Source organism: Pandoraea terrae (assembly GCF_902459695.1).
Classification (GTDB): Bacteria; Pseudomonadota; Gammaproteobacteria; order Burkholderiales; family Burkholderiaceae; genus Pandoraea; species Pandoraea terrae.
The window spans coordinates 43,605-58,526 of record NZ_CABPRZ010000001.1 but is presented as its reverse complement, the minus strand read 5'-3'; the positions used below and the strand labels follow the sequence as shown (position 1 = coordinate 58,526).

At 62.7% G+C, this 14,922-nt stretch carries 13 protein-coding genes; 6 read left to right on the top strand and 7 right to left on the bottom strand.

The genetic code is table 11. The features are described from left to right. Positions 1-6 precede the first annotated feature (6 nt). Positions 7-1,212, top strand: coding sequence for a pyridoxal phosphate-dependent aminotransferase (locus PTE30175_RS00270; RefSeq protein ID WP_420819594.1), 1,206 nt, complete (start codon positions 7-9; stop codon positions 1,210-1,212). A gap of 164 nt (positions 1,213-1,376) precedes the next feature. Here PTE30175_RS00270 and PTE30175_RS00265 read toward each other — a convergent pair whose 3' ends face one another. Beyond that, a complete protein-coding gene (locus tag PTE30175_RS00265; RefSeq protein ID WP_150695055.1) occupies positions 1,377-2,453 on the bottom strand; it encodes a lytic transglycosylase domain-containing protein in 1,077 nt (358 codons plus the stop codon). 560 nt (positions 2,454-3,013) lie between these two features. On the opposite strand from PTE30175_RS00265, the gene PTE30175_RS00260 reads away from it, so the two are divergent. Continuing rightward, the gene (locus tag PTE30175_RS00260) at positions 3,014-4,564 is read left to right on the top strand and encodes a UbiD family decarboxylase (RefSeq protein WP_150695054.1); all 1,551 of its coding nucleotides are present in this window, start codon (positions 3,014-3,016) and stop codon (positions 4,562-4,564) included. A 414-nt stretch (positions 4,565-4,978) separates the two neighbouring features. Then, on the top strand, positions 4,979-6,574 hold the full coding sequence (locus PTE30175_RS00255) for an APC family permease (RefSeq protein ID WP_150695374.1): 1,596 nt from the start codon (positions 4,979-4,981) through the stop codon (positions 6,572-6,574). A 122-nt stretch (positions 6,575-6,696) separates the two neighbouring features. Here PTE30175_RS00255 and PTE30175_RS00250 read toward each other — a convergent pair whose 3' ends face one another. The 6 genes from PTE30175_RS00250 to PTE30175_RS00225 form a co-directional block, all read right to left on the bottom strand. After that, complete coding sequence (locus PTE30175_RS00250; RefSeq protein WP_150695053.1) at positions 6,697-8,514, bottom strand: GGDEF domain-containing protein; 1,818 nt, start codon at positions 8,512-8,514, stop codon at positions 6,697-6,699. Positions 8,515-8,705: 191 nt separating this feature from the next. Further along, positions 8,706-9,506 (bottom strand): MetQ/NlpA family ABC transporter substrate-binding protein, encoded by an 801-nt coding sequence (locus PTE30175_RS00245; RefSeq protein WP_150695052.1) that lies wholly within the window; start codon positions 9,504-9,506, stop codon positions 8,706-8,708. Between the two features lie 39 nt (positions 9,507-9,545). Beyond that, entirely contained in the window at positions 9,546-10,199 is a 654-nt protein-coding gene (locus PTE30175_RS00240) for a methionine ABC transporter permease (RefSeq protein WP_150695051.1), read from the bottom strand. Further along, complete coding sequence (locus tag PTE30175_RS00235; RefSeq protein WP_150695373.1) at positions 10,189-11,223, bottom strand: methionine ABC transporter ATP-binding protein; 1,035 nt, start codon at positions 11,221-11,223, stop codon at positions 10,189-10,191. The genes PTE30175_RS00240 and PTE30175_RS00235 overlap by 11 nt, the downstream gene beginning before the upstream one ends. Positions 11,224-11,381: 158 nt before the next feature. Then, positions 11,382-11,780, bottom strand: coding sequence for a response regulator (locus PTE30175_RS00230; protein ID WP_150695050.1), 399 nt, complete (start codon positions 11,778-11,780; stop codon positions 11,382-11,384). A 101-nt stretch (positions 11,781-11,881) separates the two neighbouring features. Continuing rightward, on the bottom strand, positions 11,882-12,523 hold the full coding sequence (locus tag PTE30175_RS00225) for a response regulator (RefSeq protein ID WP_150695049.1): 642 nt from the start codon (positions 12,521-12,523) through the stop codon (positions 11,882-11,884). A gap of 268 nt (positions 12,524-12,791) precedes the next feature. Here PTE30175_RS00225 and PTE30175_RS00220 point away from each other — a divergent pair, with 268 nt between their 5' ends. From PTE30175_RS00220 to PTE30175_RS00210, 3 genes are all read left to right on the top strand, one after another. Continuing rightward, positions 12,792-14,189, top strand: a complete 1,398-nt coding sequence (locus PTE30175_RS00220) for a sensor histidine kinase (protein WP_191628708.1) — start codon at positions 12,792-12,794, stop codon at positions 14,187-14,189. A 229-nt stretch (positions 14,190-14,418) separates the two neighbouring features. Continuing rightward, on the top strand, positions 14,419-14,625 hold the full coding sequence (locus tag PTE30175_RS00215; RefSeq protein ID WP_150695047.1) for a CsbD family protein: 207 nt from the start codon (positions 14,419-14,421) through the stop codon (positions 14,623-14,625). A gap of 45 nt (positions 14,626-14,670) precedes the next feature. Beyond that, the gene (locus PTE30175_RS00210) at positions 14,671-14,808 is read left to right on the top strand and encodes an entericidin A/B family lipoprotein (RefSeq protein WP_150695046.1); all 138 of its coding nucleotides are present in this window, start codon (positions 14,671-14,673) and stop codon (positions 14,806-14,808) included. The last annotated feature ends 114 nt before the right edge of the window (positions 14,809-14,922 follow it).

Here is a 14,922-nt window from a genome sequence, read left to right as displayed (position 1 = left end):
AGCAAGATGGGCACGGGCATCGATCGACTGACGCCTGCGCTGGCACTGGCCCAGCGTGTCGAGCAAGTGGCGCCGTTTCACGTGATGGAGCTCGCCAAGCAGGCAGCGCGTCGTGAACGCGAGGGACATCGCGTGATTCACATGGGTATCGGTGAGCCGGACTTTACCGCGCCCGACGCCGTCATCGAGGCGGCCACCCGGGCCATGCGTGACGGCCGCACGCAATACACGAACGCCTTGGGCGTGACGGCCCTGCGTGAGGCGATTGCCGGCTTCTACCGCGATCGCTACGGTCTCGAAGTGGCGCCCGAACGCATCATCGTAACGGCCGGCGCATCCGCGGCGCTCGTGCTGGCTTGCGCCGCGCTTGTCAATCCCGGCGACGAAGTCCTGATGCCCGACCCGTGCTACCCGTGCAACCGCCATTTCGTGGCGACGTTCGAGGGTAAGCCGGTGTTGATTCCGTCGGGACCTGCCGAGCGCTTCCAGTTGACGGCCGAGCGGATCGAGGCACATTGGGGCAAGCGCACGCGCGGCGTTCTGCTCGCCTCGCCGTCGAATCCCACCGGCACGTCGATCGAAGACGACGAACTCGCCCGCATCGTAAAGACGGTCCGCGCCCGCGGAGGCTTCACGGTCGTCGACGAGATTTACCAGGGGCTGTCTTACGACGGCGAGCCGACGTCGGCGTTGTCCTATGGCGAAGACGTCCTCGTCGTCAGCAGTTTTTCCAAGTATTTCAACATGACGGGCTGGCGCCTGGGCTGGCTGGTTGTGCCGCCGTCGCTGGTGCCGGCATTCGAGAAGCTCTCGCAGAATCTGTTCATTTGCGCGTCGGCCATCGCCCAGCACGCGGCGACGGCGTGTTTCCTGCCGGACACCCTCGCCATTTACGAAGCGCGCAAGGAAGCGTTCCGCGCACGCCGCGACTACGTGGTGCCGGCGCTTGAGCGTTTGGGATTCAAGGTGCCGGTGATGCCCGACGGCGCCTTCTACGTCTACGCGAACGCCGACGGCGTGAATCACCCGGCCGCTGGCGACAGCGACGCGTTGACGCAGGCGCTGCTCCAGGAAGCCGACGTCGTGCTCGTGCCCGGCATGGATTTCGGCTTCGCCGAACCGCGCCGCTATATCCGCCTGTCCTACGCGACGTCGCTCGATTCGCTGCACGAGGCGATGGGGCGCATCGAGAAGGTGTTCGGCCGGCACTGATCGTTTCCGGTATCGCTGCCCGAAGCTGCCGTCCCCCGCTACGCTGAATGAAAACAAAAAAAAACCGCTGAATCGCTTCAGCGGTTTTTTTTGTGCGCCTATCCCCATTCAGCCACGCAGCGCGAACCTATGCCAACGGCGTGCCAACCGCGCACCGACCGGAGTTACGCTACCGTGCCGTCGTCCGCCTGCAGCGGATGGCCGGCGGCTGCCGCCTTGCCCGCGGCTGCCGGCGCAGCCGACGTGGTCGAAGCGTCATCGGCCTTGGCCGGCGCGGCCGGCTTGGCGGCCGGCTTGGCGGAACTGACCAGCACCGGTGCCTGCGGCGCCGTGATCGAGACCTTGTGGCCCATCGACACGCTGCGCAGACGATCGCGCTCGGCCATCACCTTCGCACCGTACCCGCCGTCGCCGGCGCTCGTCGAGCCGACGTACAGACGCAGGCCGCCGGGCAGAGAACCGCCACGTGCGATGCATTCCTTCAGAATCAGCGCCCCGACCTTGATGTTCGCGAGCGGGTGCAGCGCCGCTTCCGGGCCGCCGAAATATTCAAGCTTGTCCCGATGCACTTTCGACATGACCTGCATTAGGCCTTGCGCGCCGACTGTGCTCTCGGCATACGGATTGAAGCCCGATTCGATCGCCATCACGGCGAGCAGCAGCATAGGATCGAGGCCGACTTCCTTGCCCGTCGAGTAGGCGGCACGCACCAGATTGCCCGTGACGTCGGCCGCCACGCGGTAACGGCGTGCCAGGTAGTCGGCGACCATGACCTGTTCGCGCGAACCGAACGCCGCACGGCCATCGCGCGCATCTGTCGCGATTCGTGTGGCGGGAATGTACGCCGCCAGGACGGCTGCGGACGGGACGTGCTGTGCCGCTTGCGCCATCAGGTTCGGATCGCCCGCAGGCGCGACCTTGTTGTTGATCGTCGCGTTGTTGATCGCCACGTTATCGATCGCCGGGATGTTCGTCGCCGCAACGGCTTTGCCCGATGCCGCTTCCAGCAGCGGGCTCACGCGGGAAGCGAGATCCGCACGCCAGGTCGGCTTGGCCCACAGCGCCAGCGATGCCGCAACTGCCAACAGACCGACCGCGCTGAACGAATAAACGCCCACGCGGCTGCCATGCCAGACAATGCGGCGCCAGTCACGGCGAGCCGCGGCCACTGCCACGGCGCCACGCGCTTTCAGCGCGCCGGCACCGGACTTCAGCCAAGGTGATAAGGCAGACTTCTTCATACAACTTTTACTCCTATCACGCCGTCACCGAAGGTTCAGAACCTGCAGCGTAAGAAATGAGCTGACATGCCCGCCAGGCATCCCCGATTACTCATTTACGGCATATGGAACGGGGCGGCACGTCGTGTTGTCTTGATTACGACGCCTTACCGCCGCAGCACGCCGACCTGTCCAGGCCTCTGGCGCTAACGGGCAATCGCCCGCGCTGCTTCCCTATTACACCGGCTTTCCCACCTCGATCGGAAAACCGGCCACTGAAAATCCAAGTCGATCTTGTAGTTATCGCTAAGCTGAAGCGGGTTGGCCTACCCGGCTTCGAAGCCGCATTTCTGGATTCGATGGGCGGATTTTAACAAGGATATATAAATGGTCAATACTATTATTCCGGCAAATCATTACAAAAAGTAATTTAGAATACCTCCTTTGGGGTCCCGTGCAGGGGCCCTGACCGGTAAAATGCCTTGCGTTTACTGGGCGTTTCGACGGCGGTCAAGGTGGCCGGCCGGCTTTTTTTTCGGCCCGTCAGATATGCGTAAAAATTTTTCGTAACGATTTGTTTCATGAAATATCACGATCTGCGTGACTTCGCCGCCCAACTGGAGCGATCCGGCCAGCTTCGTCGCATTGACACGCCCGTTTCTCCGGTACTGGAGATGACGGCGCTGGCCGATCGCGTGCTGAAAGCCGGGGGCCCGGCGTTGTGGTTTGAACAGCCGACCGGCCACGACATGCCGGTGCTCGCCAACCTGTTTGGCACCCCTGAGCGTGTCGCCCTCGGCATGGGTGTCGAAGACGGTTCGGATGCCTTCGGGTCGTTGCGCGACATCGGCCGATTGCTGTCGGCACTCAAGGAGCCCGAACCGCCGCGCGGCCTGAAGGATGCCGGCAAGCTGCTCGGCATGGCGAAGGCGGTGTGGGACATGGCGCCGAAGGAGGTCAGCAGTCCGCCCTGCCAGGAGATCGTCTGGGAAGGCAATGACGTCGACCTCGCCAGGCTTCCGATTCAGACCTGCTGGCCCGGCGATGCCGCGCCGCTGATTACGTGGGGGCTCGTCATCACCAAGGGGCCCCACCGCAAGCGTCAGAACCTTGGCATCTATCGGCAGCAGGTCATTGGCCGCAATCAGGTGATCATGCGCTGGCTGGCCCATCGCGGCGGCGCGCTCGATTTCCGTGAATTTGCCCTGGCCAATCCGGGCAAGCCGTTCCCGATAGCCGTGGCGCTCGGCGCCGACCCCGCGACCATGCTCGGCGCGGTCACGCCGGTCCCGGACACGTTATCCGAGTACCAATTTGCCGGGTTGCTGCGTGGCGCACGGACCGAACTGGCCAAATGCCTGACCCCCGGATTGAACGAACTCCGCGTGCCGGCCCGTGCCGAGATTGTGCTCGAGGGGTTCATTTATCCGTCGCAACAGCGGCCGACGGTGCCCGAGGGCGCACCGCCGCCTCCGTCGCGCGGCGCAGCCGCCGCATACGAACACGCACTCGAGGGGCCATACGGCGACCATACCGGCTATTACAACGAGCAGGAGTGGTTTCCGGTCTTCACCATCGAACGGATCACCCTGCGCCGCAATGCCGTGTACCACTCGACGTATACCGGCAAGCCGCCTGATGAGCCGGCCGTGCTGGGCGTGGCGCTGAACGAGGTCTTTGTGCCGCTGCTGCAGAAGCAGTTTCCGGAGATCACGGACTTCTACCTGCCGCCCGAGGGGTGCAGCTACCGCATGGCGATCGTCCAGATGAAGAAGGCGTACGCGGGCCACGCCAAGCGGGTGATGTTCGGTGTCTGGAGCTTCCTGCGCCAATTCATGTATACGAAGTTCATCGTGGTGGTCGACGAGGACGTCGACATTCGCGACTGGAAGGAAGTGATCTGGGCCATTACGACGCGTGTCGATCCCACGCGCGACACGACGCTTGTCGGCGAGACACCGATCGATTATCTGGATTTCGCCTCGCCGGTGCCCGGCCTCGGGTCCAAGATGGGGATCGACGCGACGAACAAATGGCCGGGGGAAACGTCGCGCGAGTGGGGGCGTCCCATTGAAATGACGGCCGACGTCGACGCGCGCATGGCTGAGTTGTACCGCAAGCTGGCCCTCTGAAGGACGCCCGCCGGCCGCATCTGACCCTCATTAACCGCCCGCCCCCGTCTCGCCGTTACGGTGCCACGCTGCATCGCACGGCGGGCCATCATTTTCTCAGGCGTTGAGAGTCGGGTCTGCCGCAAGAATTGTTACAAACTCCCACAAGCACCCGGTGGCTCGGGTAGAATCGCGCTTTTTTCGCAAAACGGCGACTCCGACCCTAATTCGGGTGCCGTGTGCGCATTGCGCCTATCGGCCGATGCCCGTTGCGAAAACCGTTCGACCGACGCAACGCCGGCCATCACGGCCTCCCCCACCGCCTTGTCCGATGCGGTTGGCCGTGCCGGGGAAGCGTCTGGCCCCGCCGCAGGGATCCTTGGACGCCTGCGGTCCCCCCGGGAGTGGAGACTCAAATTGGATAACAAATCCGTCATGCGTAACATCGGGCCGTTCGCCCTGATGCTGACCGGGCTTGGCTCGATCATTGGTTCGGGCTGGCTCTTCGGTGCCTGGAAAGCAGCCAAAATTGCCGGACCGGCAGCTTTACTGGCTTGGCTCATTGGCGCGGTCGTGATCCTGGCGATTGCGCTCACCTATGCCGAACTTGGGGCGATGTTCCCCGAATCGGGCGGTATGGTGCGCTACTCACGCTATTCCCATGGCAGTTTGGTCGGGTTCGTGTCGGCGTGGGCGAACTGGATCGCCATTGTGTCGGTGATACCGATCGAGGCCGAGGCATCAATCCAGTATATGAGTACGTGGCCGTATGAATGGGCGGGCAATCTGTTCGTGCATGGTGAATTGACGGCGAGCGGCCTGATGCTGTCAGCGATACTCGTAGTCGTTTACTTCATGCTCAATTATTGGGGCGTGAAGTTGTTTGCAAAGGCGAACACCCTGATCACGCTGTTCAAGTTCGCGATTCCGGCCCTGACGATTGCGGGCCTGATGATCTCGGGCTTTCATACCGAGAATTTCGCGGCGCCGGCGCAGGGCGGCTTTGCGCCGTACGGCTGGTCGGCCGTGCTGACAGCGGTGGCGACCAGCGGTATCGTGTTCGCGTTCAATGGCTTTCAGAGCCCGGTCAATCTCGCGGGTGAAGCGCGCGATCCGGGCCGCAGCATCCCGTTCGCGGTGGTCGGCTCGATCCTGCTCGCGACGGTGATCTATCTGCTGCTGCAAGTGGCATTCCTGGGGGCGCTCTCGCCAGCCCAGTTGGCGGGCGGCTGGCATATGGTGAGCTTCAAGTCGCCGTTCGCGGAACTCGCTATCGCACTCGGCTTGAACTGGCTGGCGATCGTGCTGTACTTCGACGCGTTCCTGAGCCCCAGCGGCACGGGCACGACGTACATGGCCACCACGAGCCGCATGATTTATGCGATGGAACGCAACCGCACGCTGCCGGCCCTCTTCGGCAACATTCATCCGATCTACGGCGTGCCGCGCCAGGCGATGTGGTTCAACCTGGCGGTGTCGTTCGTGTTCATGTTCTTCTTCCGCGGCTGGGATTCGCTGGCGGCAGTGATTTCGGTGGCAACGGTGATTTCGTACCTGACGGGCCCGATCAGCGTGATGGCACTTCGCAGCGCCGCGCCGGAGCTGCACCGCCCGCTGCGCGTGTCGGGAATGTCGTTGATTGCGCCGTTCGCGTTTGTCTGCGCGTCGCTGATCCTCTACTGGGCACGTTGGCCGCTCACCGGTCAGATCATCGTGCTGGTGGTGGTCGCGCTGCCGGTGTATTTCTACTATCAGGCAAAAGCCGGTTGGCGGGACTTCGGACGAGACCTCAAGGCCTCTTGGTGGATGATTGCCTACCTGCCTGCCCTTGCCCTGTGCTCGTTCATCGGCAGCCACGAATTCGGCGGCCTGGGTATCCTGCCTTACGGTTGGGACATGGCGATTGTCGCCGTGCTTTCGCTCGCGTTCTATCACTGGGGCGTCAAGAGCGGCTGGCGCACGCCTTATCTTTCGGAAGAACGTGAGGAAGACGCCAACGATATGGCCGGTATGCCCGCGCTGGCGCATTGATTGCGTTGCGCTTTGCCGCAGTGAAAGCCGAACGCCGCGTTGATGACGCGGCGTTTTTTTGAGTTGGACCCGCTTTCCACGCTCGCGCCAGCAAGCGCCCGAGCGGCACAAGTTGGGATGGGTTACCGCAACCCTCTACGCCGCTCCACAAACAACGAATTCCCCTGCGCCCGCTTGGCCATTTTCTTGGCTTCGGCGGCTGCGGCGGAGACTTCGACGTGTGACAGAAAGCGCTCGGGCGTGACCTCGACAACCCCAATCGACAAGCTGGTGATGGGATGAAACACCGCCATCCCACGCCGGTCTTCCGCCTCGAACCCGCCGGCGGCCAGCTGATCAGGATGGAAATACTCCGAGATTGCATCGCCAAAACGCGACAACGCTTCCCGACACCTCGACTCCCAGTCCGAACTCTGAAACAGGATCAGGAAATCGTCTCCGCCGATATGGCCGAGAAAATCACTTTCCGGATTACGTACCGCCATCAACACGCGCGCGACCAGTTGAATCAGGTCGTCACCGCGGCGATAGCCAAATACGTCGTTGAATGGCTTGAAATTGTCGAGATCGATGTAGCACGCGTGGAACGTCAACCGCCGGTTGATCAGGCGGTCCATATGTTCATCGATCGGCACGTTTCCCGGCAGCAACGTCAGTGGATTCGCGTAACGCGCGGCGTCAAGCTGCATGTCGGTGATATGCCGCATCAGCGCATGTCCTTGCGCCACACCGAAATACCGCCCCTGGTCCGTAACGATGAATCCGCCAGCCAATTGACGGCTTGCGCCCTCCGCGATCATGCGGCTCAAATCCTCGACCCGTGCTTCCTTGTCGAATGTGAGCGGCTGGGGCTCCATCACCGCCGAGCACGGCTTGCGACCGTACAATTCCCGCGTAAAGGGCCGCGCGAAACGTCCGATCAGCGCCGCCCGGCCAATCAGGCCCACCGGCCGGTCGCGCTCCACCACCGGCAAGACTTCCAGTCCCGGATCCGCCTCGAACCGGGCGAACACATCCTCGTTGCGCATCTGCGGCGCCACCGGCACCACATACGCCGCGATGCCCTCCAGGGTGACGTTGCTCGCGCCGAGACGACTCGGCTGCTGGTGCACGTAAGCACGCCGCTCGTTGACGACTTCCTGGACACCCGCCGTGATTGCCCGCTCCGGCTCCGCAGCAGGCCTTGCAATGAAATAGCCCTGGCCGAGAAAGATGCCAAGATCGCGCACCACCTGGAGCTCGCTCGCGTGCTCGATCCCCTCGGCGATCACCCTCGCCCCGCTCGTGTCGGCAATCTGACGGATGGACCGCACAAACTGAAGCTTGACCGTATCCGCATCGATACCGTCCACGAAATGCCGGTCGATCTTCACATAGTCAGGCCGCAACTCGGACCAAAGCCGCAGACTCGCGTAGCCCTCGCCAAGATCATCAAGCGCGATCTCGAAGCCCAGTGAGCGATATTCCGCCAAGGCCGCGCGCGTTGCCGGCAAATCCAGTGTCGGCTGGTGCTCCGTCAATTCGATGACGACGCGCTCGGGCGACAGACCCAGCGATCGCACCATCGCCAGGGTCTCAGCCAACCCCAGCGCATCCGCGCCATCCCCCCCATCCGTCATCAGGCCGCCGCACACCGGACCGATATTGAGAAACAGCCGCCCCGGCAAGTCGCGCTGGGCGAACCCCTGCAACACGACCCGACGGCACGCCAGTTCAAGCCGTGCGAGCAAGCCGTGACGACGTGCCGCTGCGAACAGGGCGGCCGGCGTATGCAGGGGTGTCTGCGCAGGACCCCGAATCAGTCCCTCGTAGCCTGCCACCGACGATGTACGGAAATCGAGAATCGGCTGATAAACCGGCGAAAGGCCAGGGCCGCGCGGACCCACGCCGCGGCAGATGGCTTCGAGAGACAGGGCTTCGTCGTAGGCATTAGGCTGCATGAAGCGATACACGGGCGAGGACGGCGCATCGTGTGCGTCGGCATCACGCAATGCGGAAGGAAGAGACGGTCTAGCCTAGCACCACAATTTGAAGCATTTATGACAGGACATCTAAATGTCTTCATCACCCCCGAAAAAAAAGCAGCGCCCCCTTGTGCGCTGCCCTTTTTTCCTGCCATCCAGCCCGATATTTACCAGGCGGCGACGACCGATCCCTTGAACTGGGTTTCGATAAATGCCTTCACTTCCGGCGAATGGTAGGCCTTCACGAGCTTGGCCACCCAGGGTTTGCTCTTGTCTTGCTCACGCACGACGAGCACGTTCGCGTAAGGGCCATTGGCTTCCTCGATCGCAATGGCGTCGCGCTTGGGTTGAAGGCCCGCTTCCATCGCGAAGTTGGTGTTGATGACGGCGACGGCCACGTCGTCGAGCGAACGCGGCAGTTGCGCGGCATCCAGTTCAACGAATTTCAGCTTCTTCGGATTGTCGACGACATCCAGTGGCGTCGCCTTCAAGCCCGCATCGGCACGAAGCTTGACCAGCCCGTGCTTCTGCAGCAGCAACAGCGCACGGCCGCCATTGGTCGGATCGTTCGGCAATGAAACGCGCGAACCGGGCGCCACGTCAGCCAACGACTTGACCTTCTTCGAATACACGCCCATCGGGTAGATCACGGTCTTGGCCACGCTCACGAGTTTGTAGCCGCGGTCCTTGACCTGCGCGTCGAGGTACGGCTGGTGCTGATAGCTGTTGACGTCGAGGTCGCCCGAGGCGAGCGCGGCGTTCGGCTGCACGTAGTCGCTGAATTCGACAACCTTGATGTTCAGGCCGTCCTTGGCCGCGACTTTCTTGACGACCTCGAAAATCTGCGCGTGCGGGCCAGCGGTGACACCGACCTTCAGATGGGTTTCCTGGGCCTGAGCCGCCTGGGCCGCAAACAGCGCGGCAGCGCCGAGGCCGGCCAGCAGCTTGATCAAAATACGTCGTTGCATGAAATTCCCCTTGTGTGATGAATGCCGTGTGTCGACGGCTTATTTGTGACTGAGCCGACGCACCAGCCAGTCGCCGAACGTCTGCACCAGTTGCACGAAAACGACCAGGATCAGCACGACGGCCAGCATGACGTCCGGCAGGAAGCGCTGATAGCCGTAACGGATGCCGAGATCGCCCAAACCGCCGCCGCCGATCGCGCCCGCCATGGCCGAGTAGCCGACAAGGCTCACGAACGTGATGGTCAGGCCCGCGACGATGCCCGGCCAGGCTTCAGGCAACAACACCTTGAATACGATCTGCCGGGTGGTCGCGCCCATCGACTGCGCCATTTCGATCAGGCCCCGATCGACTTCACGCAAGGCCGTCTCGACCAGCCGCGCGATAAAGGGCGCCGCCGCGATGGTCAGCGGCACCACCGCCGCCGCCGTGCCGATCGACGAGCCAACGATCAGGCGGGTAAACGGAATCACGGCGACCAGCAGGATGATGAACGGCGTCGAACGCACGGCGTTGACGAAGATGCCAATGACGCGATTGAACGGCAGGCTCTGCAGCACGCCGTTGCGGTCCGTCAGATACAGCAGCACGCCCAGCGGCAAGCCGACTGCGGCGCCCACGATGCCGGAGATGCCCACCATGATGAGCGTCTCCCAGAACGAGGAAACAAACAGGTCCAGCATTTCAGTCAACATGAGTCAACTCCTCTACCACCACCCCCTGGCTGCTCAGATACGCCATGGCTTGCGCGACCCGCCCCGGCTCGCCGCCGGCCAGCACCGCCAGCGATCCGAACGCCTGCCCCTGGATCTCGTCGATCTGGCCATGCAGGATATTGAAATCGAGCTCGTAGCGGCGAATCGCCTCGGACAGCAACGGCTGGTCGACGCCCGCCCCCGAGAAGGCGAGGCGGTACAGGTGATCGTGTCCATTGCCGATGCGCGATGCAATCCGTTCGCGCACGCCCGCCGGCAGCTCCTGTGCGATGACGTCGCCGATCAGCGCGCGCGTGACCTCATGATGCGGGCGCAGGAAGACATCGATCACCTTGCCCTGCTCGACCACGCGGCCGGCGTCGAGCACGGCCACACGATCGCACACCTGTTTGATCACTTCCATCTGGTGCGTGATCAGGATGATGGTCAGGCCAAGCTCGCGGTTGATGCGCCTGAGCAACTCCAGAATGGAACGCGTCGTTTCCGGATCGAGCGCCGAGGTGGCCTCGTCGGAGAGCAGTACCTGGGGCTGGCTGGCCAGCGCGCGCGCAATCCCGACACGCTGCTTCTGACCGCCGCTGATCTGCGACGGATAACGGTCCTTCTGGGCCGTCAGCCCGACAAGCTCGAGCAACGGCAGTACCGCCGCCTCGATTTCGCTCGCGGACTGGCCCGCCAGTTCGAGCGGCAGCGCCACGTTGCCGTAGACGGTGCGCGACGACAACAAGTTGAAATGCTGGAAGATCATGCCGATCTTGCGGCGCGCCTGACGCAGGCCGTCGCTCGACATGGCGGTCAAGTCCTGGCCGTTGATCTTCACGCTGCCGTCGCTCGGACGGTTCAGCAGGTTGATCACGCGCACCAACGTGCTCTTGCCGGCGCCGCTTCGGCCGATAATGCCGAAGACTTCTCCCCGCTCAATCGACAGGCTGACATTGGACAGCGCGTCGATCGGGCCCGTGGGCCCGGCAAAACGCTGGGTAATACGTTCGAGTTCGATCATGCGAAACAAAAAAGCAGCGCCTGCCTCCACTGCCGCAGTGCGCTGCTATCGTTATTGTTTGTGCGAAACGCCGATTCTATCGCATCTCGCTAAATGGTTGAAAATAATAAATTTCCATTGCTTTATACGATTTTCAGCAATAGCGGCGGGCGCCGCGCTCAACGGATCTGGCGGTGGCTGGCAAATTCGTCGAGCACTTCGATCACACGATCGAATTCGAGCGATTTGTCGAAGAAATAACTGACGCCCAGTTGCAGACAGCGCTTGCGGTAGGTCGCCAAGGCATAGTTGGTGAGCACAATTGCCAGCAGTTTCGGCAACATGCCGGCGTTGTGAAGGTAGGCAAGCACGTCCATGCCCGACCCGCGACGCAACTGGATGTCGACGATCACGGCATCGAACGTCTCCCGCTTGAGCGTTGCCACGGCCTCGTCGGCCGTCTCCGCGACGCCGGCCACTCGAAGCATCCCCGTGGAGCCAAGCGCCTCCGACAAGCTCTCGCGGATCACCGCGGAATCCTCGATCAACAAAACCCTGAGTGGCTCTTGTGCATCCATGTTGTCACGCGACAGCGCCTCCCAAGTGTGGACTGCCGGGGCGGGCCATGATGCGCCGCCCCGCCAATTCAAAGATCCCCGTGAGCGGCGTCGCTTCGAGGTCAACTGATCAGGCCGTTCTTCAACGCATACAGCGTCAGGTCGGCATTGGTTTTCAATTGCATTTTTTCCAGCACGCGCGCGCGGTACGTGCTCACGGTCTTCACGCTCAAGTGCAGCTCTTCGGCAATTTCGGTCGGCGTACGCCCTTGTGCGAGTTTGCAGAACACCTGGAATTCGCGCTCGGACAACTGTTCATGCATCGGCTCGTCGATCGGCTGGTCCAGCTTTCGCGCCAGCATGTCAGCCGTCGACTCGCTGACATAACGGTGGCCGCGCGCCACCGTACGGATCGCCCGGATGATTTCTTCCGGCGCCGCATCCTTCATCAGGTAGCCGTTGGCGCCGGCGCGCAGCAGATTCACGGCGTACTGCGCTTCCGGATAGGTGGAAAGGAACAACACCGCCTGCTGCGGACGAATCTGCTTGATGACCCGCAGCGTGTCGATGCCGTTCTTGTCAGGCATGGCGATATCCAGCAGCACGACGTCGATCTCGGAGGCGCGCACCGCGGCGATCGCTTCGTCGCCACTGGCCGCTTCGCCCACCACGGCCATGTCCGGCTCGTCGGCGATGAACTGCTTGAACCCCGTGCGCACAATGGCGTGGTCGTCGGCAATGAGAATGCGTATCGTGGGTGACATCGAAACTCCAGAGAAGCCTCCGTCGGCGTGCGCTGGCCCGACGGCCGGGGATTCCTCCCGTATGGTATGCGGCGCGGTATCCCGGTCGCCCAAATAATGATTCATCTTGCGGCAAGTCTCAATGCTGGACATTGATTTCATGGTAGGGAACGGCGCGCACCGCAACTACCCGCATGGCGCTGGTTTTTGCGTAGGAATCGGCCGACATTTCCGGCGAGGCGCGGATTTTCGACTTATGATCGAAGCGCCGCCAATGCAAAGGAGTGACATGTTTACCGCCTGGCTCCGACGCTGGAGCTGGATCATCGCCATGGTCGCGGCCATCGTCATCACGGTCGGCAGCCTCATCGGACTGGAGTCCGCGCACCGGCGCCTGGCGTCCACCTACGAAACCGCGCTGCAGGCGATGTCCGCTGCAAACGCGCTCAATGAGGTCATTGCGCGCACGTCGACGATCGTGTCGAGTCAGCGCGGCTATCTGATGACCGACAATCCGGCATATCTGGATCCCTACCTTGCTGCAGTGCGGCGCATCCGGGATCTTGCCGGACAGATCAGCCAGCATTATGAAACGGTCGGCGATACGGAAGCCGCCAAGGCGTTCGCCGGCACGATGACGCTCTTCAGCCAGCGGATCGCCGCCATGGAAACCGCACGTGCGGACGTCAAACGAGGCACCATGCCGCTCGAGGAGGCGCTCGCGCCAGCCAACATTGGTATCGGCAGCATGGAAAAGGTCGAGACCGGCCTGACCGATCTCTATAACCGTGAGCTGGCGCGCGCGCGCCGCGCGCAGGACGCCGGCCGTGACGACCAGACGCTCTCGGCCATCAGCGCGGGCGCATTGTCCGTACTTACGATCCTGTTGTTCGTCCTGCTGTTCCGCTTACTTGGCAGGCAGATGCGTCAGGAACGCCTCGCGCGCGAACACATGCGCGAGCAGCAAGCGCATCTCGACCGCCTGGTGCAGGAGCGCACCGAGCAGTTGGATGAATTGGCGACCCACCTGCAGAATGTGAGCGAGGACGAGAAGACCAAACTGTCGCGCGAATTGCACGACGAACTCGGCGCAATCCTCACCGCCTGCAAGATGGACGTGACGTGGGCGCACCACAAGCTGCGCAATACCGACGCGGTGCTCGCGGAAAAGCTTGCGCGCGCGCAGCGCAATCTCGACGCGGGCATTCAAATCAAACGGCGCATCATCGAAGATCTGCGCCCGACCGTGCTGATCAACTTCGGACTTGTAACGGCCCTGCGTTCACTCGCCGAGGAATCCGCAGACCGGCATCACTGGCGCCTCGACCTCGATCTGCCCGAGGAAGACGTGGCGCTGCCGGAAGCCACCGCCATCGTGCTATTCCGGGTTGCGCAGGAGGCGCTGACGAACGCGGCCAAATACGCGCGCGCCAATGCCGTACGGGTCGGTCTCGGCTTCGACGCAAATGTCATCCGCCTCGAAGTCATCGACAACGGCATCGGCCTTACCCCCGACCAGGTCCGCAAACCGAAAACACATGGGCTGCTCGGCATGCGCCAGCGCGTCTCTGCGCGCGGCGGCCGCATCGACATCCATTCGCTGCCAAGCCGCCTCGGTACCGAGATTCGCGTGACGCTGCCGCTCGGGCCAGCCGACGGCGAGACCAAACCGTCTCGCCACGCGTGACGTTTCGGGGTGCCGTCGGAATTCACTGACAGCGCAACCCGATTCCGCCTACATCACGACGCTGGGCTGGCTGACAGCACCGCAACGCATGGCTCTCTACCATGGAATCACTCCCCCGGCGTTGGCGGCAGAACACGGCCGCCGACGGGCAGGGACGCACTCCCCGCGAACCTGGCGGGACGCCGATCCCGCCTCGATCGAGGCAACACCCTATGGAACAGGAGCCACCATGAACTCGGATACGCTCAAAGGGAAGTGGAATCAACTGAAGGGGGAAGTGAAACGACACTGGGCCAATCTCACTGACGACGACCTGCTGAAGATCGAGGGAAATCGCGACAAGTTCGTGGGTAGGGTCCAGGAGCGTTACGGCAAGGCCAAGGCGGAAGCAGAGAAGGAAGTCGACGCCTGGAACCGCCGGCACAAACTCTGGTAAGCCCGACGCCGGCCCAACCGCACAGGTTTTCAACGGAGCACCATCATGAAACGACTGATCGCCATCATCCTTCTCGCAGGCTTTGCCATGGGACTGGCTGGCTGCAACACCATGCGCGGTGCTGGCCAGGACATCCAGCAGGGCGGCCAAAAGCTTGAGGGCGCCGCCGAACGCAACAAGTAGGGGGACCACCGGGCCGGCACGCCATCTCTCCGGCCGGTGGGGCTTCGCGACAGCCCCCTCCCCGGCCGGCAAGCGCCATGCCCACTATCCATCGACGCTTCGATCGCCACAGGA

Bases quoted from the DNA above. Each gene is read 5' to 3' on its own strand.
- PTE30175_RS00270 (WP_420819594.1), top strand. From the start codon at position 7: ATGGGCACGGGCATCGATCGACTGACGCCTGCGCTGGCACTGGCCCAG.
- PTE30175_RS00265 (WP_150695055.1), bottom strand. From the start codon at position 2,453: ATGAAGAAGTCTGCCTTATCACCTTGGCTGAAGTCCGGTGCCGGCGCG.
- PTE30175_RS00260 (WP_150695054.1), top strand. From the start codon at position 3,014: ATGAAATATCACGATCTGCGTGACTTCGCCGCCCAACTGGAGCGATCC.
- PTE30175_RS00255 (WP_150695374.1), top strand. From the start codon at position 4,979: ATGCGTAACATCGGGCCGTTCGCCCTGATGCTGACCGGGCTTGGCTCG.
- PTE30175_RS00250 (WP_150695053.1), bottom strand. From the start codon at position 8,514: ATGCAGCCTAATGCCTACGACGAAGCCCTGTCTCTCGAAGCCATCTGC.
- PTE30175_RS00245 (WP_150695052.1), bottom strand. From the start codon at position 9,506: ATGCAACGACGTATTTTGATCAAGCTGCTGGCCGGCCTCGGCGCTGCC.
- PTE30175_RS00240 (WP_150695051.1), bottom strand. From the start codon at position 10,199: ATGTTGACTGAAATGCTGGACCTGTTTGTTTCCTCGTTCTGGGAGACG.
- PTE30175_RS00235 (WP_150695373.1), bottom strand. From the start codon at position 11,223: ATGATCGAACTCGAACGTATTACCCAGCGTTTTGCCGGGCCCACGGGC.
- PTE30175_RS00230 (WP_150695050.1), bottom strand. From the start codon at position 11,780: ATGGATGCACAAGAGCCACTCAGGGTTTTGTTGATCGAGGATTCCGCG.
- PTE30175_RS00225 (WP_150695049.1), bottom strand. From the start codon at position 12,523: ATGTCACCCACGATACGCATTCTCATTGCCGACGACCACGCCATTGTG.
- PTE30175_RS00220 (WP_191628708.1), top strand. From the start codon at position 12,792: ATGTTTACCGCCTGGCTCCGACGCTGGAGCTGGATCATCGCCATGGTC.
- PTE30175_RS00215 (WP_150695047.1), top strand. From the start codon at position 14,419: ATGAACTCGGATACGCTCAAAGGGAAGTGGAATCAACTGAAGGGGGAA.
- PTE30175_RS00210 (WP_150695046.1), top strand. From the start codon at position 14,671: ATGAAACGACTGATCGCCATCATCCTTCTCGCAGGCTTTGCCATGGGA.